We start from the raw sequence: 24,141 nt of genomic DNA on the forward strand, positions 1-24,141 counted from the left end.
GAATCGAAAAAGAAAAATTCGCGAGCGTTGCGCAAACGTTTTCGTTACAATGCCCCCGCAAAACAAGTATGCCCCGTAAGGGGCGTTAGCTAAGTTTTTCACGAAAAATTCAGCTAACGCTCTCTGTTATCGTCAAATCCAGGGGATTTACCATGCAACAACGTCGTCCAGTCCGCCGCGCTCTGCTCAGTGTTTCTGACAAAGCCGGTATCGTCGAATTCGCCCAGGCACTTTCCGCACGTGGTGTGGATCTGCTGTCGACAGGGGGCACTGCCCGTCTGTTAGCAGAAAAAGGTCTGCCGGTGACCGAAGTTTCCGATTACACCGGTTTCCCGGAAATGATGGATGGACGCGTGAAGACCCTGCATCCTAAAGTACACGGCGGCATTCTCGGTCGTCGCGGCCAGGATGACGGGATTATGGAACAGCACGGCATCGCCCCCATCGACATGGTAGTTGTTAACCTTTATCCGTTCGCCCAGACCGTTGCCCGCGAAGGCTGCTCACTGGAAGATGCCGTAGAGAACATCGACATCGGCGGGCCGACGATGGTCCGCTCTGCCGCAAAGAACCATAAAGATGTCGCTATCGTAGTAAAGAGCAGCGACTACAACGCCATTATTAATGAGATGGATGCCAACGACGGTTCTCTGACCCTCGACACCCGTTTCGATCTCGCGATTAAAGCCTTCGAACACACCGCCGCCTACGACAGTATGATTGCCAACTATTTTGGCAGCATGGTTCCGGCCTATCACGGTGAAAGCAAAGATGCCGCGGGTCGCTTCCCGCGGACGCTGAACCTGAACTTCATTAAGAAGCAGGATATGCGCTACGGCGAGAACAGCCACCAGCAGGCTGCCTTCTATATAGAAGAGAATGTACAAGAAGCCTCCGTTGCGACCGCTCAACAGGTCCAGGGCAAAGCGCTTTCCTATAACAACATCGCCGATACCGACGCGGCGCTGGAGTGTGTGAAAGCGTTCAGCGAGCCGGCCTGTGTGATCGTCAAGCACGCTAACCCCTGCGGCGTCGCGGTCAGCACCTCGATTCTGGATGCTTACGATCGCGCGTATAAAACGGACCCGACCTCCGCCTTCGGCGGCATCATCGCCTTTAACCGCGAACTGGATGCTGAAACAGCGCAGGCCATCATCTCCCGTCAGTTTGTTGAAGTGATCATCGCCCCATCTGCGACCGAAGAGGCGCTGAAAATCACCGCCGCTAAGCAGAACGTGCGCGTCCTGACCTGCGGTCAGTGGGCTGATCGCGTGCCGGGTCTGGATTTCAAACGTGTTAACGGCGGTTTGCTGGTTCAGGACCGCGATCTGGGTATGGTCACTGCCGGTGAGCTGCGCGTGGTGACGAAGCGCCAGCCGACCGAACAGGAACTGCGTGACGCGCTGTTCTGCTGGAAAGTCGCGAAGTTCGTAAAATCCAACGCCATTGTTTACGCCAAAGAGAACATGACTATCGGTATTGGCGCAGGCCAGATGAGCCGCGTTTACTCCGCCAAAATTGCCGGGATCAAAGCCGCGGATGAAGGTCTGGAAGTGAAAGGTTCCGCCATGGCTTCCGATGCCTTCTTCCCGTTCCGCGATGGTATTGATGCTGCTGCCGCTGTTGGTGTGAGCTGTGTGATCCAGCCTGGCGGTTCCATCCGTGATGATGAAGTCATTGCCGCTGCTGACGAACACGGCATTGCGATGATCTTCACCGACATGCGCCACTTCCGCCATTAATGGAGCGAGACATGAAAGTATTAGTTATCGGAAACGGCGGGCGCGAGCACGCTCTGGCGTGGAAAGCCGCTCAGTCACCAACAGTGGCAACCGTATTTGTTGCACCGGGTAACGCTGGTACCGCGCTGGAACCGACGCTGCAAAACGTCGCGATCGGCGCAACCGATATTCCGGCGCTGCTGAACTTTGCCCTGAGTGAAAAGATCGACCTGACGATCGTCGGCCCGGAAGCGCCGCTGGTGAAAGGTGTAGTCGATACCTTCCGTGCGGCGGGCCTGAAAATCTTCGGCCCAACCGCAGGCGCGGCACAACTGGAAGGTTCCAAAGCGTTCACCAAGGATTTCCTTGCGCGTCACCAGATCCCGACAGCCGAATATCAGAACTTTACGGAGATCGAACCGGCCCTCGCTTATCTGCGTGAGAAAGGCGCGCCGATCGTCATCAAGGCTGACGGTCTGGCTGCCGGTAAGGGTGTGATTGTTGCAATGACGCTGGAAGAAGCCGAAGCCGCCGTACATGACATGCTGGCTGGCAATGCGTTTGGCGACGCGGGTCATCGCATCGTAATTGAAGAGTTCCTCGACGGCGAAGAAGCCAGCTTTATTGTAATGGTCGACGGCGAGCACATCTTGCCGATGGCGACCAGCCAGGATCATAAGCGCGTAGGCGATGGTGATACCGGCCTGAACACCGGCGGGATGGGCGCCTATTCTCCGGCACCGGTGGTGACGGATGACGTCCACCAGCGCACGATGGAACGCATCATCTGGCCAACCGTCAAAGGCATGGCGGCAGAAGGTAACACCTATACCGGTTTCCTGTATGCCGGTCTGATGATCGACAAGCAGGGCAACCCGAAGGTGATCGAATTTAACTGCCGTTTTGGCGATCCGGAAACGCAGCCCATCATGCTGCGCATGAAATCCGATCTGGTCGAGCTTTGCCTTGCTGCCTGCGAAGGCAAACTGGATGAGCAAAAATCAGAGTGGGACGAGCGCGCCTCGCTTGGTGTGGTGATGGCAGCGGGCGGTTATCCTGGCGATTATCGCACGGGTGACGTGATCCACGGTCTGCCGCTGGAAGAAGTAGCAGACGGTAAAGTGTTCCACGCCGGCACCCAACTGACCAATGACGAGCAGGTCGTCACCAGCGGGGGTCGCGTGCTGTGCGTCACTGCGCTGGGTAATACGGTGGCAGAGGCGCAGAAACGCGCCTATGCCTTAATGACCGATATCCACTGGGACGACTGTTTCTGCCGTAAAGACATCGGCTGGCGCGCCATCGAGCGTGAGCAGAACTAACGTGACAGTTTCGCGAGCAGCGTCTTTCGCGTAATCCCTAGCTGACGGGCGGCTTCCGTTTTGTTGCCGCCCGTTTTTTCCAGCGCCGCCAGAATCACCTCTTTTTCGACTTCCACCAGCGGCTGAATGGTCTGTTCAGTCATGAGCGGCAACGGCTGACTCGCGATCGCCAGCGGCAGCTCGCGCTCAGAAATATACTCTCCGGTCAGCAGGACCACTGAACGCTCAATCGCATTTTCCAGTTCGCGGATATTCCCCGGCCAGTCGTAGTGAATCAGCAAATCCATCGCCCGCGGGGTAAACCCTTTCACCGCCTTACGGTTGCGTTCGGCAAACCGCTGGCGAAAGTGGTCTGCCAACAGGGGGATATCTTCCCGCCGCTGACGCAGCGCGGGCGTTTCAATGGTCACCACATTCAGGCGATAGTACAGATCCTGACGAAAGCGCCCAACCTTCACCTCTTCCGCCAGATCGCGATGAGTCGCGGCGATCAGCCGGACATCGACCGAGATCGTCTGGTTGCTGCCCACGCGCTGGACTTCGCGTTCCTGAATCGCCCGCAGCAACCGCACCTGCATCATCGGCGAGATATCACCAATCTCATCAAGAAACAGCGTGCCGCCATCGGCTTCGACAAAGCGCCCTTCCCGGCGCTTGTCGGCACCGGTAAATGCGCCTTTTTCATGGCCGAACAGCTCAGATTCCAGTAGTGACTCGTTGAGCGCCGCGCAGTTCAGCGTCACCAGCGGCTTGTCGCTCCGCGCGCTGCTGGCATGCAGCGCGCGCGCCACCAGCTCTTTCCCGGTGCCGGAATCACCATGAATCAGCACCGTCGCATCGGAAGGCGCAACCATCGCAATTTCACTCAGCAGTTGCTGCATCGCCGGGCTTTTGCCAACCATCCCAAACTGCGAGGCGGAAACTGACGGCAGCTCGCTGGCGGGCGTTCGCGTATGCGCCAGCGCGTTTTCCAGCGTCGTTTGCAGATTGTCAAAATCCAGCGGTTTGATTAAGTAATCCAGCGCACCGGTTTTTAGCGCCTCTACCGCCGTCTCCACGCTGGAAAACGCGGTCATGATCAGCACCGGAATGGCCGGGTTCAGCGCTTTGATCTCTTTCAGCGTTTCGATGCCGTCCATCTCCGCCATGCGTACATCGCACAGCACGAGGTCAAAGACGTGTTCACGCACCTGCTCGAGTGCGGCTCGCCCGCTGTAGGCCAGCGCGACGTCATAGCCCCATCCTCGCAGTAATGCCTGTAAAATAGTGCAGTGGCTGACGTCGTCATCCACCACCAGAATGTCGATCTTTGCGCGAATCATCCTTGTGAATCCTTACGTGTTAACGTCACCGGGAGCCAGAGGGTGAACGTTGCGCCCTTTCCTGGCAAGCTATTCGCCTGAATCGTCCCGCCATGTTGTTCAATGATGTTCTGTACCACCGCCAGCCCCAGCCCCGTACCGTCCGCTTTAGTCGTGAAATAAGGGGTGAAAATGGCGGCCAGCTGTTCCGCCGCAATCCCTTTCCCACTGTCTGCAACGGTGATTTTAACGCGATCGGCTCCGCTTGTGCTTGCCTCAACGCGGATGGTCCCCTGCCGATCGATGGCATGAATCGCGTTCAGATAAAGATTCAGCAACACTTGGGTCAGCCGGTCCGGGTCGGCCTGAATGGGCGGTAGCGCAGGGTCAGACACAAATTGCAGATCTATCGCCCGACTCTGCGCGTCCTGGCTGACCAGTTGCAGAGAGTGGCCAATCACCGCATTCAGATCCACCGACTGCAAAGACAAGTGCGCAGGCTTTACCAGTTCCAGCAGCTCGCTTACCACCCGGTTTAAACGATCGGCCTCTTTCGCCATCACCTGCGCCAGTTCATGCGCTTCACCGCCCGCCGGCGCGCGTTCAGCAAAGTACTTCGCCAGCCCTTTGATGGAAGACAGCGGATTACGAATCTCGTGCGCGACGCCTGCCGCCAGATGCCCGAGCGCCACCAGCCTCTCTTTACGGTTCATCTCATCCTGCAACAGCTGGCGAGAACGCAGGTATCGCCGGTACCAGAAGAATGTCAGGAGGGTCGCCAGCAATACGGTGGTCAGTGCGAAAAGCATAATCAGCGTATTGCGCCACTCACGCGCCTGCGTCACGGCCAACTCACTGGCATCAAAGGCGATAAAAATAGCCTGATGGGCAGAACCCGGCATTCCGCCATTGCCACGCGACATCCCGCGCATCCCGTGTCGTCCCGGGAAAAACAGTGGCTGGAACTGACGATAGATCTCCAGCGCCGGAACGGTTTCCCCCTGCGCATCCGTCGCGTCAAGCGCACGCCAGCGCGCCTCTTCTCCCGGATGTAATGTTTGCATCTCTGCCGGCGAGTAGAGCGTTTTCCCGACCAGGGCAGGATCGCTGTGCATGACAACGTTGCCCTGCGCATCCGTCACGGCAAACCACAGTACGCCAGGCTGCCCCGCCATCTCTTCGAGCAGCGTTTGCTGCTGAGCATGATGCATCCGCATGCCCATCCCGACGCGCGTCCCCGACTCCAGCGCACGGATCAGCACACTACCTTTTTCCAGCAGCGTCTGCCGCGCTGCGTCACTTTCACGCCCGTAATCGCGGATTACCATCACGGCAAATAGCCCAACCAGAATCAGGATGATGGCGGGTAGCACCCCGCTCAACCATCGGGCTACCGTATCCTTATGTTCTCGCATCATTCTCATCAGCTCTGAGTGACTCAATCCCTTTTTTGCTTCAGCAGAAATCATGCCACTTTTTACAGCCCGTATCCCGGTCTTGCCACACAAACTGCCGACACCGCCGGGTAAAAATGACCCACTGCATCCTTCCGGCGAGTCATTTTTACTCGCTTTGCCAGCCTGCGCGTCGCCAGAACCCACACCGGGCGGGAAAAATCGGTCTGGCACGGAAGATGCAATACGGAAGATAAGACCACCCACAGGAGGATAAATGATGAAACGGAACACGAAAAAAGCAGGCCTGGCGCTGATCGCCCTCTCTTTGATGGTGCTGGGCTCCAGCCCCGCACTGGCGCGACATCACTGGGGGAACGGCGGCGGCATGTGGCAACAGAATGGCAGTGGACTGAGCGCAGAGCAGCAGGCTGCCGCGCAAAAAATCCATAATGACTTTTACAACCAGACTAACGCCTTACGCCAGCAACTGATGTCCAAACGCTATGAATACAACGCGCTGTTAGCGACGAATCCGCCGGATACCGCCAAAATCAATGCGGTGGCGAAAGAGATGGAAACCTTAAGACAGTCACTGGATGAACAGCGGGTGAAACGGGATGTTGCCATGGCTCAGGCCGGTGTCCCTGGCGGTATGGGGATGGGTTACGGCGGATGCGGTGGCGGCGGTCATATGGGGCGCTGGTAATGTTTTGCCTGATGGCGCTACGCTTATCAGGCCTACAGAATGTCTGGTGTAGGCCGCCATCCGGCACCCATCAAAACGTTTTTTCTTTTGGCTGCCAGTGACAGAAGTCGGAATTCGCCACCAGCAGAAGCTGTGACCCTTCGGGCGCCTCCAGCCATGCCACGCTGACGTCAACAGATGAACGGCTCTGGCGGCGCTCAATGTGACCCATCGCCCAGGCATCTAAATCCGGTTTAATCGTCTCGCCTTCGCAGGTGGTAACCGTACGTTCAGCGGCATGCCAGCGTCCCTGACGCAAGACCACCCGCCCCTGTCGCAATGCATCGCTGGTCTGGCGGATCTGCTCGGCACGATAACGGTACAATTCGATTTGGTCGTTCGACAACTGCTGTTTATGGCCATCGACTTCGCGCTGCATAAAGCTTAGCTCGCCGCGATCGTCAAAACGCACGCGGATATGCTCCGGCGGTTCGCCATAAATATTGAGTTCTATCAGTGAAAGGGAATCACCCTGCCAGCGATACTCGCTGGTTGTGGTACTGCCATTACGCCACGGACTAAACACCGAAAGCATATGGACTCCATCTGACGCATCTTTACGCCAGATACGCACCGCCCCCTGGTTGTCAGCAAACCCACTGGCGGTAAACGGCGGAAGAGAGGCGTTATGGCTACAGGCCGTCAGCAACAGCACGCCTGCTAACGTCAACGTACGACGCCAGACAGACGAAAGGGGCGAAGCCGCCCCTTCATTAAAACTGTTCACAGCCACGCGGTCTTACTTAACTGCGTCTTTCAGTGCTTTACCAGAAACAAACGCCGGTACGTTAGCTGCGGCGATTTTGATTTCTTTACCGGTCTGCGGGTTGCGGCCAGTGCGCTCAGCACGGTGGTTCACTTTGAAGGTACCGAAACCAACCAGTTGTACAGCATCGCCTTCTTTCAGAGACTCAGTAATAGCAGCCAGAGTGGATTCCAGAGCAGCTTTAGCCTGGGTTTTGGACAGTTCTGCTTTGTCTGCAATTACATCAATCAGTTGAGTCTTGTTCATAAGTTATCCTTACAATGTGTTTATCGCTTGCTAAGCATCGAGTGCGACGGAAATGCCAGAAAAGCACTCTCCTGCATACACGCACCGATAGCCACTTTTTTTCGCCCTCCAAATGTAGACCAGACGGGGGGCGGAAGGGAAGCCTTCAGGTACGACAATTCAGAAGTTAAATCACGTTTTCGTGTCTTACTGCTGCAAATTTATACCGATATTGCTCTCGCCAGCCTCACGCAGGTCTGCTCTAAGCCCTTTTATCAGCTCAATGTCGCGTTCTTCGCAGTCAGCTAAAAGTCGGAATATTTCCCACTGAATATCCCACTCTTGCTCCACCGCCGGGTTATCTTTGAGCTCTTCATCGCTCATTTCTCGACCTGCCTGGGTCATTTCCAGCATCGCAACCGTGGTTATGGACGTCTTGCTGACTTCAATGGCGTGTTCCAGCGTCTCACCGCTCAAACGGGAATGAACCAGCTCGCTTAACGCCACGCAGGCATCAATGGCCGGATAAACCCCATACAGGTCATAATCGTCTGCCGCCGGAATCGCTTCTTCAAACTTCTCCAGTTGGCTGTCGAAATTCACTTTCGCGTCTTTGACCGTCAGCGTTTCCCAGATCAGGTCCAGAATACGGCGGTACACTTGTCCGTCGCCAAACCCGGTCTGTTGGCAGAACATGGCATAGTTCGGGTACATGCGCTCACACAGGCAGGCCATAAACGTGACGTGCTGCCAGCTTTCCAGACGTTCCAGACGCAGATGAATCGGGTTTTGTAACATGATGAATTCTCGAATCAGAAATTAGCGGCAGTGTACCGCAATCAGGGCTGAATTTCCTGCCATCGCATAAACGCCGGACGTTCAGATGCCACCGCATCCGCCCAGCGGGTTGGCTCCGGCAGGCGGTAGCCTTTCATACAGCGCTGCACCCACGCCAGAGCGCTGTCCAACCCGACACGATGGCCCGTAGCGATAAACAGCGGATTACAGCGCGCTTTGCTGCGCCAGACCCATGCCAGTTGTTCATCTTTGTCCATCAGCGGCGCCAGTGCGCCGGGTTCATCACCAAGGGGCCCAAACGTGCCACACAGACGCTTTTTCGCCACGCCAATGGTGGGCACATCCACCAGCAGCCCAAAGTGGCTGGCCACGCCGAGACGACGCGGGTGTGAGATACCGTGTCCATCCACAAACACTAAACCCGGTTTTTGTGACAATTGTGTCCACGCGGCCAACAGCGCGGGATACTCGCGAAATGAGAGAAAGCCGGGGATATAAGGCATGGTGGTGGCGATCCGCGCCACCTGGTATTCGACCAATTCCAGCGAGGGATATTTCAGCAGCACGATCGCGGCTCGCGTTACCTCACCACCTTGCTCAAACCCGACGTCGGCACCGGCGATCAGTTCCGGCGGATCGTTATCGAAACGATCCGCACGGATCACCGATGAGGCCAGTTCACGCTGCTGAGCACGTAGCGATGCGAGATCCATACTGACGCTCTACTTATGATACTGCGCAGATAAGCGGTGAACCGCCTCAACAAAGACGCCAGCATGCTCTGGCGGCACATCCTGATGAATGCCGTGGCCGAGGTTAAAAACATGGCCCTCGCCCTGTCCGAAACCGGAGAGGATCGTCGCCACTTCTTCTTCGATACGCGCCGCAGGCGCATAGAGCATCGATGGATCCATGTTGCCCTGCAAGGCCACTTTATGCCCCACACGACGACGGGCATCGGCAATATCGGTGGTCCAGTCGAGTCCGAGCGCATCGCAGCCGGTTTCCGCCATGGCTTCCAGCCACTGTCCGCCACCTTTGGTAAATAGCGTCACCGGCACGCGGCGACCGTCGTTTTCACGCAGCAGGCCATCGACGATTTTGTGCATGTAATACAGCGAGAACTGCTGATAATCGCGCCCGGTCAGCACGCCGCCCCAGGTGTCGAAAATCATCACCGACTGTGCGCCCGCCTTGATTTGAGCATTGAGATACAGCGTGACGCTCTTCGCCAGCTTATCAAGCAGCGCATGCAGCGTTTTCGGGTCGGCATACATCATCTTTTTAATCACGGTAAAGGCTTTACTGCTTCCGCCTTCCACCATGTAGGTCGCCAGCGTCCACGGACTGCCGGAGAAGCCAATCAGCGGCACGTCGCCTTTTAGCTCGCGACGAATCGTGCGTACCGCATTCATCACGTAGCCCAGTTCATCTTCCGGATCGGGAACCGGCAGTTTGTCGACATCGGCTTTGCAAGCCACCGGAGCGGTGAAACGCGGACCTTCGCCGGCTTCAAAATAGAGCCCCAGCCCCATCGCATCCGGAATGGTCAGGATATCCGAGAAGAGGATCGCCGCATCAAGCGGATAACGGCGCAGCGGCTGGAGCGTCACTTCACAGGCCAGCTCGGCATTTTTGCATAGCGACATAAAATCGCCCGCCTCTGCGCGGGTGGCTTTATATTCCGGTAAATAGCGGCCCGCCTGGCGCATCATCCATACCGGGGTGACATCAACGGGCTGGCGCAGCAGCGCACGCAGATAACGATCGTTCTTCAGTTCGGTCATTTTTGCAGTTCCTTATTGCGTCAGGCCGTCAGTGTATCATGTCATTCATACTCAGCCCGACACATTGCCACGGTATCTTCGATCAGACGCCGTGCGACGGTGCCTGGCGGCGGCAGGAGCGGTAGATCATCGTAGCGATACCAGTTAGCCTCCAGCAGCTCTTTCGGGTCGATGACGATCTCGCCGCTGTCATACTCCGCCATAAACGCGGTCATCAGCGACATCGGGAAAGGCCACGGCTGCGAGGTGATATAGCGCAGGTTTTTAATTTTAATGCCGCTCTCTTCCATCACCTCACGCGCCACCGCCTGTTCCAGGGTTTCACCCACCTCAACAAATCCGGCAAGTACGGTATGTACGCCGTTGCGATGGCGAACGTGTTGGGCAAGCAGGATCGAATCCTCACGGCGAATGGCGACGATAATGCAGGGGGCGATTTGCGGATAGTAACGTTCCCGGCAGTGGGTACAGAGCATCGCCCACTCGGTTTTACTCGGCTGCATCGGGTGCCCGCAGTAGCCGCAGAACTTATGCGATCGATAAAACTCCGCCAGTTGCACACCGCGACCCGCCAGTTGAAACAGCCCCGCATCCTGATCGAGCACCTGACGAACCGATCCCATCTCGTGACGCCGATGCTGTAGCACCAGCCAGACTGGCTCCCCTTCCCACTCTCCGATTTGCAGCGCTGGCTGCCCGACAAGATCGAAATTTGCCGCGTCGCCGTGTGGCAATTCGCCATGAGGCAACCATAATTTTTGCTCATGGCTGACGATCCACCAGCCGTGATCTAATTTTTCAATAATACGATCCATAGCTCTTGCACTACCTTTGCTTCACTGGCATGTTGATAACATTATTTTTACAATTCCTGCGTGAGCAGTTTTTAAATCTACACTTGCGGAGTCAATCATGCTAAACCAGCTGGAAGACCTGACAGAGCGCGTCAGAGGAAGTAACAAACTGGTTGATCGCTGGCTACATATACGTAAGCATCTGCTCGTGGCTTACTACAATCTGGTTGGCATTAAGCCTGGCAAAGAATCGTACATGCGGCTGAATGAAAAAGCGCTGGATGATTTTTGTCAGAGCCTGGTCGACTACCTTTCCACCGGACACTTCAGTATTTATGAACGTATTCTGCATAAATTGGAAGGTAACGGGCAGCTTTTAAAAGCGACAAAAATTTGGCCGCTACTGGAAGCTAACACACAACGCATCATGGACTACTATGACTCCAGCCTGGAAACGGCGATTGATCACGATAACTGCCTGGAGTTTCAACAGGTTTTATCCGATCTCGGCGAAGCGCTGGAAGCCCGATTTGCGCTGGAAGATAAGCTGATCATGCTGGTCTTTGACGCCATGCATGACAATGCGGTCATTAAACGTCCTGCTTGAGTTCGGCGCACATAACGCGTAATTTACCCCTATTGCCTCTTATCAGAGGTTACATCTTGTCGGAGTGCCTGGTGTGAAAACACCGGCTGAGACCGTTAATTCGGGATCCGCGGAACCTGATCAGGTTAAAACCTGCGAAGGGAACAAGAGTAATTCTGCTTTATGCGTAAGCCTTAACGGGCGGCGCACACCTATTACTCCTCCGTCGTCTGACAAGCCATCTCCTTACTTTTTTGGAATGAGCTATGTCTGCAACTACCCCTAAATTGTCCCGCCGCGAACAGCGCGCGCAAGCACAACACTTTATCGATACGCTGGAAGGCACCGCTTTCCCGAACTCCAGACGCATCTACATCACCGGCTCGACGAGCGATATCCGCATTCCGATGCGAGAGATCCAGCTTAGCCCGACGCTCATCGGCGGCAGCAAAGCGGAGCCGCAGTTTGAAGAAAACGAAGCGATTCCGGTGTACGACACGTCCGGTCCCTACGGCGATCCCGAGGTGGCGATCAACGTTCAGCAGGGTCTGGCGAAGCTGCGCCAACCGTGGATTGACGCCCGTCACGACAGCGAGGTGCTGACCGATCGGAGCTCAGCATACACCAAAGCACGCCTGGCCGACGACGGTCTGGACGAGCTGCGCTTCACCGGCTTGCTGACGCCAAAACGCGCCAAAGCGGGTAAATGCGTGACTCAGTTGCACTACGCCCGCCAGGGGATCGTCACCCCGGAAATGGAATTTATCGCCATTCGTGAAAACATGGGCCGTGAACGCATCTGCAGTGAAGTGTTACGCCAGCAGCATCCGGGCGAAGGATTTGGCGCACGCCTGCCGGAGAACATCACGCCGGAATTTGTGCGTGATGAAGTGGCCGCCGGACGGGCGATCATCCCTGCCAACATCAACCACCCGGAATCTGAGCCCATGATTATTGGCCGTAACTTCCTGGTAAAAGTGAATGCCAACATCGGTAATTCCGCCGTCACCTCCTCCATTGAAGAAGAAGTGGAGAAACTGGTGTGGTCAACGCGCTGGGGAGCGGACACCGTAATGGACCTCTCCACCGGTCGCTATATTCACGAAACCCGTGAGTGGATCCTGCGTAACAGTCCGGTGCCGATCGGCACCGTACCGATCTACCAGGCGCTGGAGAAGGTCAACGGGATCGCCGAAGATCTGACCTGGGAAGCCTTCCGCGATACGCTGCTGGAGCAGGCCGAACAGGGGGTGGACTACTTCACCATCCATGCCGGGGTGCTGCTGCGCTATGTGCCGATGACCGCGAAACGTCTGACAGGGATTGTCTCGCGCGGGGGATCCATTATGGCGAAATGGTGTCTCTCTCATCACAAAGAGAACTTCCTCTACCAGCACTTCCGCGAGATTTGTGAAATCTGCGCCGCCTATGACGTATCGCTGTCGCTTGGCGATGGCCTGCGTCCGGGTTCCCTTCAGGACGCCAACGACGAGGCGCAATTCTCGGAGCTGCATACGCTGGGGGAACTGACGAAGATCGCCTGGGAATACGATGTGCAGGTGATGATTGAAGGCCCGGGCCACGTGCCGATGCAGATGATCCGTCGCAATATGACCGAAGAGCTGGAGCACTGTCACGAAGCGCCATTCTACACCTTAGGCCCACTAACCACCGATATCGCACCGGGTTACGACCATTTTACCTCAGGGATTGGCGCGGCGATGATCGGCTGGTTTGGCTGCGCGATGCTCTGCTACGTCACGCCGAAAGAGCACCTCGGGCTGCCGAACAAAGAAGATGTCAAACAGGGGCTGATTACCTACAAGATTGCCGCCCATGCCGCCGACCTGGCGAAAGGGCATCCGGGGGCGCAAATCCGTGATAACGCGATGTCGAAAGCGCGCTTTGAATTCCGCTGGGAAGACCAGTTTAATCTGGCGCTCGACCCGTTCACCGCCCGCGCCTACCACGACGAAACCCTGCCCCAGGAATCCGGCAAAGTGGCGCACTTCTGCTCCATGTGCGGCCCGAAATTCTGCTCAATGAAAATCAGCCAGGAGGTTCGTGACTACGCCGCCGCCCAGACGATCGAAGTGGGAATGGCAGATATGTCAGAAAACTTCCGCGCCAAAGGCGGAGAAATCTACCTCAAACGGGAGAAAGCCTGATGGTTCAACCTGATTTCCCGACAGTTCCTTTTCGCCTGGGCCTCTATCCGGTTGTCGACAGCGTGGCGTGGATCGCGCGTCTGCTCGACGCTGGCGTGCAGACGCTTCAGCTGCGCATCAAAGATAAGCGCGATGAAGAGGTGGAAGCCGATGTGGTTGCCGCTATCGAACTGGGGCGGAAATACAACGCCCGTCTGTTTATTAACGATTACTGGCGGCTGGCGATCAAACACCGTGCATATGGCGTGCATCTGGGTCAGGAAGATCTGGAAACCACCGATCTGAAGGCGATTCAGGCGGCAGGATTACGCCTGGGCGTCTCGACGCACGACGATATGGAGATCGACGTGGCGCTGGCGGCACGTCCCTCCTACATCGCGCTGGGCCATGTCTTCCCGACGCAGACTAAGCAGATGCCGTCTGCGCCGCAGGGACTGGAGCAACTCGCGCGGCATATCAATCGCCTGAACGATTACCCAACCGTCGCCATTGGCGGGATCAGCCTGGAGCGCGCGCCCGCAGTGCTGGCGACTGGCGTAGGGAGTATTGCGGTGGTCAGCGCCATTACCCAGGCCGAAGACTGGCGAGCAGCCACCGCGCAGTTGCTGGCAATAGCAGGAGCAGGCGATGAATGATCGTGACTTTATGCGCTATAGCCGTCAGATCCTGCTGGGCGATATCGCTATTGACGGTCAGCAAAAGCTGCTTGCCAGCCGTGTGCTGATCGTCGGGCTGGGCGGATTAGGCTCACCGGCCGCGCTGTATCTGGCAGGCGCCGGTGTCGGCACGCTGGTGCTGGCTGACGACGATGACGTTCACCTCAGCAATCTGCAACGGCAGATCCTGTTCACCACGGATGATATTGCCCGCGCTAAATCGCAGGTTGCACAGCAGCGGTTGGCACGACTCAATCCGGATATCGAACTGCTCTCACTGACGCAGCGTCTGAGTGGAGAGGCGCTCAGACATGCGGTAGCGCAAGCGGATGTCGTGCTCGACTGCACCGACAACATGGCGACGCGTCAGGAAATTAACGCCGCCTGCGTGGCGCTTGATACCCCGCTGATTACCGCCAGCGCGGTCGGTTTTGGCGGCCAGTTGATGGTGTTGACGCCGCCGTGGACGCAAGGCTGCTATCGCTGCTTATGGCCAGACGACGCAGAACCCGAGCGCAACTGTCGTACGGCGGGCGTTGTCGGTCCCGTCGTCGGGGTGATGGGGACCCTGCAGGCGCTGGAAGCGATCAAACTGCTCAGCGGTATGGAGATACCCGGCGGCGAACTGCGCCTGTTTGACGGCAAAACCAGTCAGTGGCGCAGCCTGGCATTACACCGCGCCAGCGGGTGTCCGGTGTGTGGAGGGCGACATGCGAATACAGTTCAATGATGAGCCAATGCAGTGTGCAGAGGGACTCTCCGTGCATACGCTGCTGATTCAATTGAATCAGTTAAAACCCGGCGCCGCACTGGCGCTGAATCAACAGATCCTGCCCCGCGAGCAGTGGGAGCAGCACATCGTGCAGGAAGGCGACCAGATCCTGCTTTTTCAGGTTATCGCGGGGGGTTGACATGTTACGTATTGCAGATAAAACGTTTGATTCGCATCTGTTCACGGGTACGGGTAAGTTTGCATCACCAGCATTAATGATTGACGCGATCCGCGCCTCCGGTAGCCAACTGGTGACGCTGGCCATGAAGCGTGTGGATTTACGCCAGCATAATGACGCCATCCTGGCTCCCCTTATCGACGCGGGCGTCACGTTGCTGCCCAACACGTCCGGGGCGAAAACGGCGGAAGAGGCAATCTTTGCCGCACAACTAGCGCGCGAGGCGCTCGGTACCCATTGGCTGAAGCTGGAAATTCACCCCGATGCGCGCTGGTTATTGCCGGATCCCATTGAAACGCTGAAAGCTGCCGAGGCGCTGGTAAAACAAGGATTTGTGGTGCTGCCTTACTGCGGTGCGGATCCGGTACTGTGCAAACGGCTGGAAGAGGTGGGCTGTGCAGCGGTAATGCCGCTCGGCGCGCCGATTGGCTCTAATCAGGGGCTGGAAACCCGGGCCATGCTGGAGATCATTATCCAGCAGTCCACCGTTCCGGTGGTGGTGGATGCCGGAATCGGCGTGCCCAGCCACGCCACGCAGGCGCTGGAAATGGGCGCGGACGCGGTGCTGGTGAATACGGCGATTGCCGTGGCGGACGATCCGGTGATGATGGCCCGCGCTTTCCGTCTGGCGGTGGACGCAGGTCTTCTGGCGCGTCAGGCTGGACCGGGTCGCCGCAGCCGTCAGGCGCAGGCCACCAGCCCGCTGACCGGTTTTCTGGAGGCTTCAGCATGAAAACGTTCACCGATCGCTGGCAGCAACTCGACTGGGACGACATCCGCCTGCGCATCAACAGCAAAACGTCTGCTGACGTTGAGCGGGCGCTAAATGCGCCCCACCCCAGCCGCGACGATATGATGGCACTGCTGTCACCTGCCGCGAGCGCATACCTTGAACCGCTGGCACAACAGGCGCAGAAGCTAACCCGCCAGCGCTTCGGCAATACGGTGAGCTTTTACGTCCCGCTGTATCTCTCCAATCTGTGCGCTAACGACTGTACCTACTGTGGTTTTTCAATGAGTAACCGCATCAAGCGCAAAACGCTGGATGACGCGGAAATTGCCCGCGAATGCGCGGCGATCCGCGAGTTGGGTTTCGAGCATCTCCTGCTGGTCACCGGCGAGCATCAGGCAAAGGTCGGGATGGACTATTTCCGTCGCCACTTACCCACCATTCGCCAGCAGTTTTCGTCATTACAGATGGAGGTTCAGCCGTTAGCCGAGGCGGAATATGCCGAACTGAAAACGCTGGGGCTCGACGGAGTGATGGTCTATCAGGAGACGTATCACGAAGCAATGTACGCCCAGCACCATCTGAAGGGGAAAAAACAGGATTTCTTCTGGCGTCTGGAAACCCCGGACCGGCTGGGGCGCGCGGGTATCGACAAAATCGGCCTCGGGGCACTGATTGGTCTTTCCGACAACTGGCGGGTGGATTGCTATATGGTTGCTGAGCATCTGCTGTGGCTTCAGCAGCATTACTGGCAAAGCCGCTACTCGATTTCGTTCCCACGCTTGCGCCCATGCGCTGGCGGTATTGAGCCCGCCTCAATCATGGATGAGCGTCAACTGGTACAAACCATTTGCGCGTTCCGTCTGCTGGCGCCGGAGATTGAGTTGTCGTTGTCTACGCGGGAATCGCCCTGGTTTCGTGACCACGTGATCCCGCTGGCGATTAACAATGTCAGCGCGTTCTCGAAAACCCAGCCTGGCGGATATGCGGACGATCACCCCGAACTGGAACAGTTCGCGCCGCATGACAACCGCCGTCCCGAAACTGTCGCCGATGCGCTTTCCGCGCAGGGGCTTCAGCCGGTATGGAAGGACTGGGATGCGTATCTGGGGCGCGCTTCGCAAAGGCTATGAACCGCCTTGCAAAGGCGGTAACTCTTTTACGAGCCGCGACGAAAGAGAGAAAACGAGAGGTTGTCGCTAGCCTCTCACTTTTTTAACGTATCACTGTCAGCCGTAGCGCTGTCCAGGGCGAAAAGCTTCTTCCTCGTTTCGCCCTGCCTTCACCGAAATCAGCGAGATAAAACGCCAATTTCAGCCAAAAATGGCCACTGGGGTGTACACTTCTTAAGATAAATCATCTCGACTTATATCAGCGAGATTATAATTGCCTACATTCTTTCCTGATATGCAGAGCCACGTTGCTGGCTTCACTTCGCACTTCTCTTCAGGATTTACACTTTCTGGATAAGTACAGTAATGGCCGGTCATAACAGAAAACTTTCATTCACGACTCCAATATTGGTGAGCTTTACGGGGATCATACTCAGCTTTGTGTTGATCGCCATATTCATTACCTTTACGCAGAAGAATGATTTTCTTGAAGATTATCATGGCATTAATCGGAACTTCACCCATAACCTGGCGGTGAACTACACCGAGTCTTTGCTGCGCGAAAATGATTATATTCTTGGCCGGGCGGCGACCTACTTTTCTCGCGATGACCAGTTGAACAACACGGTAAACCTTGACCCGGAACAGGGTCTGAAAACCATCATGCAATTGCAGACGCTGATGCCGTCAGTCTCCTCGATCTCATTGGTGGATACAGAAGGCCATTACCTGCGCGCGCCCCAGGTGCAAAACACCGATCGCAGCAAAACGTTCGACGTGAAATCGCGCCCCTGGTTTATGGATCAGGCTGAAGCCAGTACGTTTAGCAACTATACCGCACCCTATATTGACTATTTTACGCACCACCCAACGGTGACGATCTACAAACCGGTCATCTCTCCCGAAGGGAAAATGAAAGGTACGATTGCGTTTCATCTTGATCTGACGTCAATGGGTTACGCACTGCGTCAGATGGTGGCTCCCGTCCAGGGTGAGTTCTTTGTGGTCGACCGTGATGGAAAAGTGGTATTGCATCCGGATACGGGCGCGCTGTTTAAACAGTATGTCAGTAAAAAAACCATGAACCGGATGACCAGCGGTGAAGGACATCTGTACGACCCGGATACGCAGGACTGGTACTACTACTATTCATTCACCAACCCGGACTGGTTTGTGATTTATCGGGTTTCAGATACCACACTCGTCGACCTGACACGCCATGAAACCAACATTGTGGCCTGGGGATTTGCCCTTGCAGCGATCATCATTGCGCTGTTTGGTCTCTATCTACGCCACGCCTCACGCACGGTGCTGATGAATATCATCAACGCAATCAAGACCGGCGACGTGAAACGCGCACCGCGCCTTGAAGCAATGCTGAGCAAAGCTATCGAATCCAATAAGGAGCGCGAACTGGCTTACGTCCGACAGGCGACCATTGATGCCCTGACCGGTTGTAAAAACCGCCGCGCTTTTGACAGCGATATCGCCGCGCTGATGAACGATCACCAACCGTTCGCCCTGGCACTGGTGGATATTGATAACTTTAAATCCATCAATGATACCTGGGGACATTTGAATGGCGACATCGTCCTGCGCAACGTCGCGCGCGAAGGGATTCAGATCATGCAACCCGCCGCCGTGTCCGTCTATCGCTATGGCGGTGAGGAGTTTGCCGTACTGTTCTCGGGTGAACAATTAAACAATGCGCATACCCTACTGGAACGCTGGCGCATCGAGGTCGCGCAGCGCTCATGGCGTGAAGAGGGTCTGCACGTCACCTTTAGCGCCGGATTCGGAGAATGGAATCTGGAAGCGCAGGAACAGTTGATCATGCGTGTTGATGAAGCGCTATACAAAGCCAAACAGGAAGGAAAAAACCGGATTATTGCCGCGAATCGCTAATCCCCTCTTCTCTGCAACGCCCGTTACGACGGGCTATTTTTCATTTTGAGAAAAACCGCAACCGGTTTCATTATTTGTGCGATTTCTTTGTGATGCTTTACACACATTCGCGGTAAGGCGGTTGTTCTCATCACTTGCTCAGACTAAAGATGAAGTATCAATGGAACCGTGAGAGCGAACTATGAAGAATATCGTTTTATGCTGTGCCGCCGGTATGTCCACCAGCATGCTGGTACAACGAATGAAAGATGCCGCTCAGAAGAAAGGGATCGACGTGACGATCAAGGCTGTGCCTGTCGCAGAGTTTAAAGAGAATATTGCTACGGCGGACATCGTCCTGTTGGGCCCGCAGGTCAAGTATGAACAGGCGAAACTGCAGGCGTTGGCCGATCCGCTCGGTAAGAAAGTCGCCGTGATCGACATGATGGATTACGGCATGATGAAAGGCGATGCTGTTCTGGACAAAGCCCTGAAGCTGATGGAGCCATAACATGGAAGAGTTAGAAACCATCATTATGGAACTGTTGGTTAACGCCGGAGCCGCACGAAGCCAGGCATTGACCGCCCTGCAACTGGCCCGCAAAGGCGACTTTGCCGGTGCCGAACAGGCGATGGAAGAGTCACGCGATTACGTCAAGCTGGCGCATAAAATCCAGACGCAGCTGATCGGGATCGATGAAGGGACCGGTAAGCTGCCGGTGAATTTGATCACCGTCCACTCGCAGGACCATCTGATGAACGCGATGGTGATTCAGGATCTGGCAGGTGACATGATTGAACTGTATCGCAGGTTGCCGCCGGTCAATTGAGCAAACGTCTTATCCGGCCTACGGGTCGTATACTCCAGGCCTGATAAGCGCAGCGCCATCAGGTATAAAAAAACCCGCCGAAGCGGGTTTTTTACTGTCAGGCAGTCAACGATTACTCGTTGTCAGAACCACCCAGACCTGCGTTCAGCAGTTCTGCCAGGCTGGCAGAGGCGTCTTCTGCAGTCACCTGCGGTGCAGCCGGGAGTTCACCCGCAGCACGGCGACGCATACGATCCTGGTGGTACGCATAACCGGTACCCGCCGGGATCAGACGACCTACGATAACGTTCTCTTTCAGGCCACGCAGTTCGTCGCGTTTACCCGCAACGGCTGCTTCGGTCAGGACACGCGTGGTCTCCTGGAACGATGCGGCAGAGATGAACGATTCGGTTGCCAGAGACGCTTTGGTGATACCCAGCAGATCGCGGGAGAACGTTGCGCCCACTTTGCCGTTCGCTTCCAGTTCGCGGTTAGCGATCTTGACGCGGGAGTATTCAACCTGTTCGCCTTCCAGGAAGTCGGAGCTACCTGCGCTTTCGATGGTGGCTTTACGCAGCATCTGACGAACGATAACTTCGATGTGCTTATCGTTAATCTTAACGCCCTGCAGACGGTATACGTCCTGAACTTCGTTAACGATGTAACGAGTTACAGCATGAACACCACGCAGACGCAGAATGTCGTGCGGCGCTTCCGGACCGTCGGAAACCACGTCACCACGTTCTACACGTTCACCTTCGAACACGTTGAGCTGACGCCATTTCGGAATCATCTCTTCGTACGGATCGCTACCGTCTACCGGGGTGATAACCAGACGACGTTTCCCTTTGGTTTCTTTACCGAAGGAAATAATACCGCTGATTTCAGCCAGGATTGCCGGCTCTTTCGGACGACGTGCTTCGAACAGGTCCGCAACGCGCGGCAGACCACCGGTGATATCCTTGGTACCGCCGGATTCCTGCGGAACACGCGCCAGGGTGTCACCGGAGCTGATCTGTACGCCATCTTCCAGCTGAACAATCGCTTTACCCGGCAGGAAGTACTGCGCAGGCATATCGGTACCCGGGATCAGTACGTCGTTACCCTGAGCATCAACGATTTTCAGTGCAGGACGCAGATCTTTACCACCGGTAGTACGTTCTGCGGAATCCAGAACCACCAGAGAAGACAGACCGGTTAACTCGTCGGTCTGACGCGTAATGGTCTGGCCGTCGATCATGTCAGTGAAGCGGACAAAACCACTCACTTCCGTGATAACCGGCATGGTGTGCGGATCCCAGTTTGCAACGGTTTCACCGCCGGCAACCTGCTCACCATCACCTTTCGCCATCACAGAGCCGTAAGGCACTTTATAGCTTTCTTTGGTACGACCGAATTCGTCGATCAGTTTCAGCTCAGTGTTACGGGAGGTGATCACCAGTTTACCGCTGGAGTTCACAACCGACTTCGCATTGCTCAGACGGATGCTACCTTTGTTTTTCACCTGGATGCTGGATTCAGCAGCCGCACGAGATGCCGCACCACCGATGTGGAACGTACGCATCGTCAGCTGTGTACCCGGCTCACCGATGGACTGTGCCGCGATAACGCCGATAGCTTCACCTTTGTTAATGATGTGGCCACGCGCCAGGTCACGACCGTAGCAGTGCGCACATACACCAAAGTCGGTGTCACAGGATACAACCGAGCGAACTTTCACAGAGTCAACGGAGTTTGCTTCCAGCAGATCACACCACTGTTCGTGCAGCAGCGTGTTGCGCGGAACCAGAATATCCGCCGTACCCGGCTTCAGAATGTCTTCTGCCGTTACACGACCCAGAACGCGATCGCGCAGTGGCTCTTTAACATCACCACCCTCGATAACCGGGGTCATGGTGATACCTTCCAGCGTGCCACAATCGTCTTCGGTCACAACCAGATCCTGTGCTACGTCAACCAGACGACGCGTCAGATAACCGGAGTTCGCTGTTTTCAGTGCGGTATCCGCCAGACCTTTACGAGCACCGTGCGTGGAGATGAAGTACTGGAGTACGTTCAGACCTTCACGGAAGTTCGCGGTGATTGGCGTTTCGATGATGGAGCCATCCGGCTTCGCCATCAGACCACGCATACCAGCCAGCTGACGAATCTGTGCAGCAGAACCACGCGCACCGGAGTCGGCCATCATGTAGATGCTGTTGAAGGAAACCTGCTGCTCTTCCTGACCGTCACGGTTAATCACGGTTTCGGTTTGCAGGTTGTCCATCATCGCTTTGGATACACGATCGTTCGCCGCAGCCCAGATATCGATCACTTTGTTGTAACGTTCGCCGGCGGTGACCAGACCAGACTGGAACTGTTCCTGGATCTCAGCAACTTCCGCTTCCGCTTCAGAGATGATCTCGTGTTTTTTCTCCGGGATGACCATGTCATCGATACCCACAGATGCACCTGAACGCGCTGCATAAGCAAAGCCGGTGTACATCGTCTGGTCCGCAAAAATAACGGTCGGTTTCAGGCCCAGAATACGGTAGCAAGTGTTCAGCATTTTGGAGATGGCTTTCTTACCCAGCGCCTGGTTGACGATGGAGAAAGGCAGACCTTTCGGTACGATCATCCACAGGATTGCACGACCTACCGTCGTATCAATCAGGCTGGTTTTCGCAACGAATTCGCCGTTAGCATCTTTTTCGTATTCGGTGATACGCACTTTAACGCGCGCATGCAGAGAGGCCAGGCCAGCGCGATAAATACGCTCAGCTTCTTTCGGGCCAGTCAGCACCATGCCTTCGCCTTTGGCGTTAACACAGTCACGGGTCATGTAGTACAGACCCAGTACAACGTCCTGAGACGGAACGATGATAGGTTCGCCGTTCGCCGGGGACAGGATGTTGTTGGTAGACATCATCAGCGCACGCGCTTCGAGCTGGGCTTCCAGCGTCAGCGGTACGTGAACAGCCATCTGGTCACCATCGAAGTCGGCGTTGTATGCCGCACAAACCAGCGGGTGCAGCTGAATAGCTTTACCTTCGATCAGTACCGGTTCAAAGGCCTGGATACCCAGACGGTGCAGTGTTGGCGCACGGTTCAGCAGTACCGGGTGTTCGCGGATCACTTCATCCAGGATATCCCAAACGACAGCTTCTTCACGCTCAACCATTTTCTTCGCGGCTTTGATGGTGGTGGCGAGGCCACGCAGTTCCAGTTTGCCGTAGATGAACGGTTTGAACAGTTCCAGTGCCATTTTCTTCGGCAGACCGCACTGATGCAGACGCAGGTATGGACCTACGGTGATAACAGAACGACCGGAGTAGTCAACACGCTTACCGAGCAGGTTCTGACGGAAACGACCCTGTTTACCTTTGATCATATCGGCCAAAGATTTCAGAGGACGTTTGTTAGAACCGGTGATCGCACGACCGCGACGACCGTTATCCAGCAGGGCGTCAACCGCTTCCTGCAGCATACGTTTTTCGTTGCGTACGATGATATCCGGCGCAGCCAGATCCAGCAGACGTTTCAGACGGTTGTTACGGTTGATCACGCGACGATACAGATCGTTCAGATCCGACGTGGCGAAACGACCACCATCCAGCGGCACCAGCGGACGCAGATCTGGCGGCAGAACCGGCAGAACGGTCAGGATCATCCACTCTGGCTTGTTGCCAGACTGCACGAACGCTTCCAGCAGCTTGATACGCTTGGTCAGCTTCTTACGTTTGGTTTCGGAGTTGGTTTCGTTCAGCTCTTCACGCAGAGTTTCACACTCTTGCTCCAGATCCATGCTTTTCAGCAGGGCCTGGATCGCTTCCGCACCCATCTTCGCGTCAAATTCGTCACCGAACTCTTCCAGCGCATCCAGATACTGTTCTTCAGTCAGGATCTGCTGGCGTTCCAGATTGGTCATACCGCCTTCGATAACCACATAGGATTCGAAGTACAGTACGCGTTCGATATCGCGCAGCGGCATATCGAGCAGCAGGCCGATACGGGACGGCAGAGATTTCAGGAACCAGATGTGAGCAGTCGGGGACGCCAGCTCGATGTGGCCCATACGCTCACGGCGTACTTTAGTCTGGGTCACTTCAACGCCGCACTTCTCACAGATCACACCGCGGTGTTTCAGGCGCTTGTACTTACCGCACAGGCACTCGTAGTCTTTTACCGGCCCAAAGATACGGGCGCAGAAAAGGCCGTCACGCTCAGGTTTGAACGTACGGTAGTTAATGGTTTCCGGCTTCTTAACTTCACCGAAAGACCATGAACGGATCATGTCTGGCGAAGCCAGAGCAATTTTGATCGCATCAAACTCTTCGGTTTTAGTTTGCGCTTTCAGAAACTTTAATAAGTCTTTCACGGATTTGCTCCCGTCGGAGTTAGCACATTCCGC

Annotated in this window: 22 protein-coding genes and 1 riboswitch; of the genes, 13 read left to right on the forward strand and 9 right to left on the reverse strand. The window is 55.8% G+C overall.

From position 1 onward, the window contains the following. Positions 1 to 152: 152 nt before the first annotated feature. Complete coding sequence (gene purH / locus AL479_RS07320; RefSeq protein WP_061075623.1) at positions 153 to 1,742, forward strand: bifunctional phosphoribosylaminoimidazolecarboxamide formyltransferase/IMP cyclohydrolase; 1,590 nt, start codon at positions 153 to 155, stop codon at positions 1,740 to 1,742. Positions 1,743 to 1,753: 11 nt separating this feature from the next. Further along, positions 1,754 to 3,043: a phosphoribosylamine--glycine ligase gene (gene purD / locus AL479_RS07325; protein ID WP_061075624.1), complete on the forward strand. Its 1,290-nt coding sequence runs from the start codon at positions 1,754 to 1,756 to the stop codon at positions 3,041 to 3,043. On the opposite strand, the gene zraR is transcribed toward purD, so the two are convergent. Together zraR and zraS are read right to left on the reverse strand one after the other, a co-directional pair. Next, complete coding sequence (zraR, locus tag AL479_RS07330; RefSeq protein ID WP_061075625.1) at positions 3,040 to 4,365, reverse strand: sigma-54-dependent response regulator transcription factor ZraR; 1,326 nt, start codon at positions 4,363 to 4,365, stop codon at positions 3,040 to 3,042. The two genes, purD and zraR, sit on opposite strands and share 4 nt — an antisense overlap. After that, positions 4,362 to 5,768, reverse strand: coding sequence for a two-component system sensor histidine kinase ZraS (zraS, locus tag AL479_RS07335; protein ID WP_061075626.1), 1,407 nt, complete (start codon positions 5,766 to 5,768; stop codon positions 4,362 to 4,364). The genes zraR and zraS overlap by 4 nt, the downstream gene beginning before the upstream one ends. 250 nt (positions 5,769 to 6,018) lie before the next feature. Between zraS and zraP the strand changes: the two genes are divergently transcribed. Further along, positions 6,019 to 6,447: a zinc resistance sensor/chaperone ZraP gene (gene zraP / locus AL479_RS07340; protein WP_061077942.1), complete on the forward strand. Its 429-nt coding sequence runs from the start codon at positions 6,019 to 6,021 to the stop codon at positions 6,445 to 6,447. A gap of 70 nt (positions 6,448 to 6,517) precedes the next feature. On the opposite strand, the gene AL479_RS07345 is transcribed toward zraP, so the two are convergent. From AL479_RS07345 to nudC, 6 genes are all read right to left on the reverse strand, one after another. Further along, positions 6,518 to 7,213 carry a DUF1481 domain-containing protein gene (locus AL479_RS07345; protein WP_061077943.1) on the reverse strand — a complete coding sequence of 232 codons (696 nt, stop codon included), beginning with the start codon at positions 7,211 to 7,213 and terminating at the stop codon, positions 6,518 to 6,520. 12 nt (positions 7,214 to 7,225) lie between these two features. Then, complete coding sequence (gene hupA, locus AL479_RS07350) at positions 7,226 to 7,498, reverse strand: nucleoid-associated protein HU-alpha (RefSeq protein ID WP_001044509.1); 273 nt, start codon at positions 7,496 to 7,498, stop codon at positions 7,226 to 7,228. 186 nt (positions 7,499 to 7,684) lie between these two features. Next, the gene (locus AL479_RS07355) at positions 7,685 to 8,275 is read right to left on the reverse strand and encodes a YjaG family protein (protein WP_042998985.1); all 591 of its coding nucleotides are present in this window, start codon (positions 8,273 to 8,275) and stop codon (positions 7,685 to 7,687) included. Between the two features lie 41 nt (positions 8,276 to 8,316). Next, positions 8,317 to 8,988: a deoxyribonuclease V gene (gene nfi, locus AL479_RS07360; protein WP_061075627.1), complete on the reverse strand. Its 672-nt coding sequence runs from the start codon at positions 8,986 to 8,988 to the stop codon at positions 8,317 to 8,319. Between the two features lie 9 nt (positions 8,989 to 8,997). Next, entirely contained in the window at positions 8,998 to 10,062 is a 1,065-nt protein-coding gene (gene hemE / locus AL479_RS07365; protein WP_042326208.1) for a uroporphyrinogen decarboxylase, read from the reverse strand. 41 nt (positions 10,063 to 10,103) lie between these two features. Then, positions 10,104 to 10,877 carry an NAD(+) diphosphatase gene (nudC, locus tag AL479_RS07370; RefSeq protein WP_061075628.1) on the reverse strand — a complete coding sequence of 258 codons (774 nt, stop codon included), beginning with the start codon at positions 10,875 to 10,877 and terminating at the stop codon, positions 10,104 to 10,106. Positions 10,878 to 10,974: 97 nt separating this feature from the next. On the opposite strand from nudC, the gene AL479_RS07375 reads away from it, so the two are divergent. The 10 genes from AL479_RS07375 (at position 10,975) to AL479_RS07420 (ending at position 19,772) form a co-directional block, all read left to right on the forward strand. Next, positions 10,975 to 11,463, forward strand: coding sequence for an Rsd/AlgQ family anti-sigma factor (locus AL479_RS07375; RefSeq protein ID WP_061075629.1), 489 nt, complete (start codon positions 10,975 to 10,977; stop codon positions 11,461 to 11,463). A gap of 50 nt (positions 11,464 to 11,513) precedes the next feature. Continuing rightward, positions 11,514 to 11,623, forward strand: a riboswitch (TPP riboswitch). An 85-nt stretch (positions 11,624 to 11,708) separates the two neighbouring features. Further along, entirely contained in the window at positions 11,709 to 13,610 is a 1,902-nt protein-coding gene (thiC, locus tag AL479_RS07380; RefSeq protein ID WP_061075630.1) for a phosphomethylpyrimidine synthase ThiC, read from the forward strand. Beyond that, complete coding sequence (thiE, locus tag AL479_RS07385; protein WP_061075631.1) at positions 13,610 to 14,245, forward strand: thiamine phosphate synthase; 636 nt, start codon at positions 13,610 to 13,612, stop codon at positions 14,243 to 14,245. The genes thiC and thiE overlap by 1 nt, the downstream gene beginning before the upstream one ends. Continuing rightward, positions 14,238 to 14,996 carry a HesA/MoeB/ThiF family protein gene (locus AL479_RS07390; protein WP_061075632.1) on the forward strand — a complete coding sequence of 253 codons (759 nt, stop codon included), beginning with the start codon at positions 14,238 to 14,240 and terminating at the stop codon, positions 14,994 to 14,996. The genes thiE and AL479_RS07390 overlap by 8 nt, the downstream gene beginning before the upstream one ends. Continuing rightward, positions 14,977 to 15,177 (forward strand): sulfur carrier protein ThiS, encoded by a 201-nt coding sequence (thiS, locus tag AL479_RS07395; protein ID WP_105291731.1) that lies wholly within the window; start codon positions 14,977 to 14,979, stop codon positions 15,175 to 15,177. Before AL479_RS07390 ends, thiS begins: the two co-directional genes overlap by 20 nt. Position 15,178: 1 nt before the next feature. Beyond that, positions 15,179 to 15,949: a thiazole synthase gene (gene thiG / locus AL479_RS07400; protein ID WP_061077944.1), complete on the forward strand. Its 771-nt coding sequence runs from the start codon at positions 15,179 to 15,181 to the stop codon at positions 15,947 to 15,949. Continuing rightward, entirely contained in the window at positions 15,946 to 17,079 is a 1,134-nt protein-coding gene (thiH, locus tag AL479_RS07405; protein WP_061075633.1) for a 2-iminoacetate synthase ThiH, read from the forward strand. Before thiG ends, thiH begins: the two co-directional genes overlap by 4 nt. A gap of 345 nt (positions 17,080 to 17,424) precedes the next feature. Then, on the forward strand, positions 17,425 to 18,963 hold the full coding sequence (locus tag AL479_RS07410; RefSeq protein WP_061075634.1) for a sensor domain-containing diguanylate cyclase: 1,539 nt from the start codon (positions 17,425 to 17,427) through the stop codon (positions 18,961 to 18,963). A gap of 181 nt (positions 18,964 to 19,144) precedes the next feature. Beyond that, on the forward strand, positions 19,145 to 19,453 hold the full coding sequence (locus AL479_RS07415; protein WP_061075635.1) for a PTS sugar transporter subunit IIB: 309 nt from the start codon (positions 19,145 to 19,147) through the stop codon (positions 19,451 to 19,453). A gap of 1 nt (position 19,454) precedes the next feature. Next, positions 19,455 to 19,772, forward strand: coding sequence for a PTS lactose/cellobiose transporter subunit IIA (locus AL479_RS07420; RefSeq protein ID WP_061075636.1), 318 nt, complete (start codon positions 19,455 to 19,457; stop codon positions 19,770 to 19,772). Positions 19,773 to 19,884: 112 nt separating this feature from the next. Here the strand turns inward: AL479_RS07420 and rpoC are convergent, their stop codons facing one another. Beyond that, positions 19,885 to 24,108, reverse strand: a complete 4,224-nt coding sequence (gene rpoC, locus AL479_RS07425; RefSeq protein WP_042998971.1) for a DNA-directed RNA polymerase subunit beta' — start codon at positions 24,106 to 24,108, stop codon at positions 19,885 to 19,887. Positions 24,109 to 24,141: the final 33 nt, after the last annotated feature.

It is taken from the genome of Citrobacter amalonaticus, assembly GCF_001559075.2.
Classification (GTDB): domain Bacteria; phylum Pseudomonadota; class Gammaproteobacteria; order Enterobacterales; family Enterobacteriaceae; genus Citrobacter_A; species Citrobacter_A amalonaticus_F.

What these genes read in the sequence shown, in the direction of transcription:
- nfi (WP_061075627.1), bottom strand. Translation starts at nt 8,988, where the DNA reads ATGGATCTCGCATCGCTACGTGCTCAGCAGCGTGAACTGGCCTCATCG.
- nudC (WP_061075628.1), bottom strand. Translation starts at nt 10,877, where the DNA reads ATGGATCGTATTATTGAAAAATTAGATCACGGCTGGTGGATCGTCAGC.
- AL479_RS07420 (WP_061075636.1), top strand. Translation starts at nt 19,455, where the DNA reads ATGGAAGAGTTAGAAACCATCATTATGGAACTGTTGGTTAACGCCGGA.
- purD (WP_061075624.1), top strand. Translation starts at nt 1,754, where the DNA reads ATGAAAGTATTAGTTATCGGAAACGGCGGGCGCGAGCACGCTCTGGCG.
- thiS (WP_105291731.1), top strand. Translation starts at nt 14,977, where the DNA reads ATGCGAATACAGTTCAATGATGAGCCAATGCAGTGTGCAGAGGGACTC.
- thiC (WP_061075630.1), top strand. Translation starts at nt 11,709, where the DNA reads ATGTCTGCAACTACCCCTAAATTGTCCCGCCGCGAACAGCGCGCGCAA.
- zraS (WP_061075626.1), bottom strand. Translation starts at nt 5,768, where the DNA reads ATGAGAATGATGCGAGAACATAAGGATACGGTAGCCCGATGGTTGAGC.
- zraP (WP_061077942.1), top strand. Translation starts at nt 6,019, where the DNA reads ATGAAACGGAACACGAAAAAAGCAGGCCTGGCGCTGATCGCCCTCTCT.
- thiH (WP_061075633.1), top strand. Translation starts at nt 15,946, where the DNA reads ATGAAAACGTTCACCGATCGCTGGCAGCAACTCGACTGGGACGACATC.
- AL479_RS07415 (WP_061075635.1), top strand. Translation starts at nt 19,145, where the DNA reads ATGAAGAATATCGTTTTATGCTGTGCCGCCGGTATGTCCACCAGCATG.
- hemE (WP_042326208.1), bottom strand. Translation starts at nt 10,062, where the DNA reads ATGACCGAACTGAAGAACGATCGTTATCTGCGTGCGCTGCTGCGCCAG.
- thiE (WP_061075631.1), top strand. Translation starts at nt 13,610, where the DNA reads ATGGTTCAACCTGATTTCCCGACAGTTCCTTTTCGCCTGGGCCTCTAT.
- AL479_RS07390 (WP_061075632.1), top strand. Translation starts at nt 14,238, where the DNA reads ATGAATGATCGTGACTTTATGCGCTATAGCCGTCAGATCCTGCTGGGC.
- thiG (WP_061077944.1), top strand. Translation starts at nt 15,179, where the DNA reads ATGTTACGTATTGCAGATAAAACGTTTGATTCGCATCTGTTCACGGGT.
- zraR (WP_061075625.1), bottom strand. Translation starts at nt 4,365, where the DNA reads ATGATTCGCGCAAAGATCGACATTCTGGTGGTGGATGACGACGTCAGC.
- purH (WP_061075623.1), top strand. Translation starts at nt 153, where the DNA reads ATGCAACAACGTCGTCCAGTCCGCCGCGCTCTGCTCAGTGTTTCTGAC.
- AL479_RS07410 (WP_061075634.1), top strand. Translation starts at nt 17,425, where the DNA reads ATGGCCGGTCATAACAGAAAACTTTCATTCACGACTCCAATATTGGTG.
- AL479_RS07355 (WP_042998985.1), bottom strand. Translation starts at nt 8,275, where the DNA reads ATGTTACAAAACCCGATTCATCTGCGTCTGGAACGTCTGGAAAGCTGG.
- AL479_RS07375 (WP_061075629.1), top strand. Translation starts at nt 10,975, where the DNA reads ATGCTAAACCAGCTGGAAGACCTGACAGAGCGCGTCAGAGGAAGTAAC.
- hupA (WP_001044509.1), bottom strand. Translation starts at nt 7,498, where the DNA reads ATGAACAAGACTCAACTGATTGATGTAATTGCAGACAAAGCAGAACTG.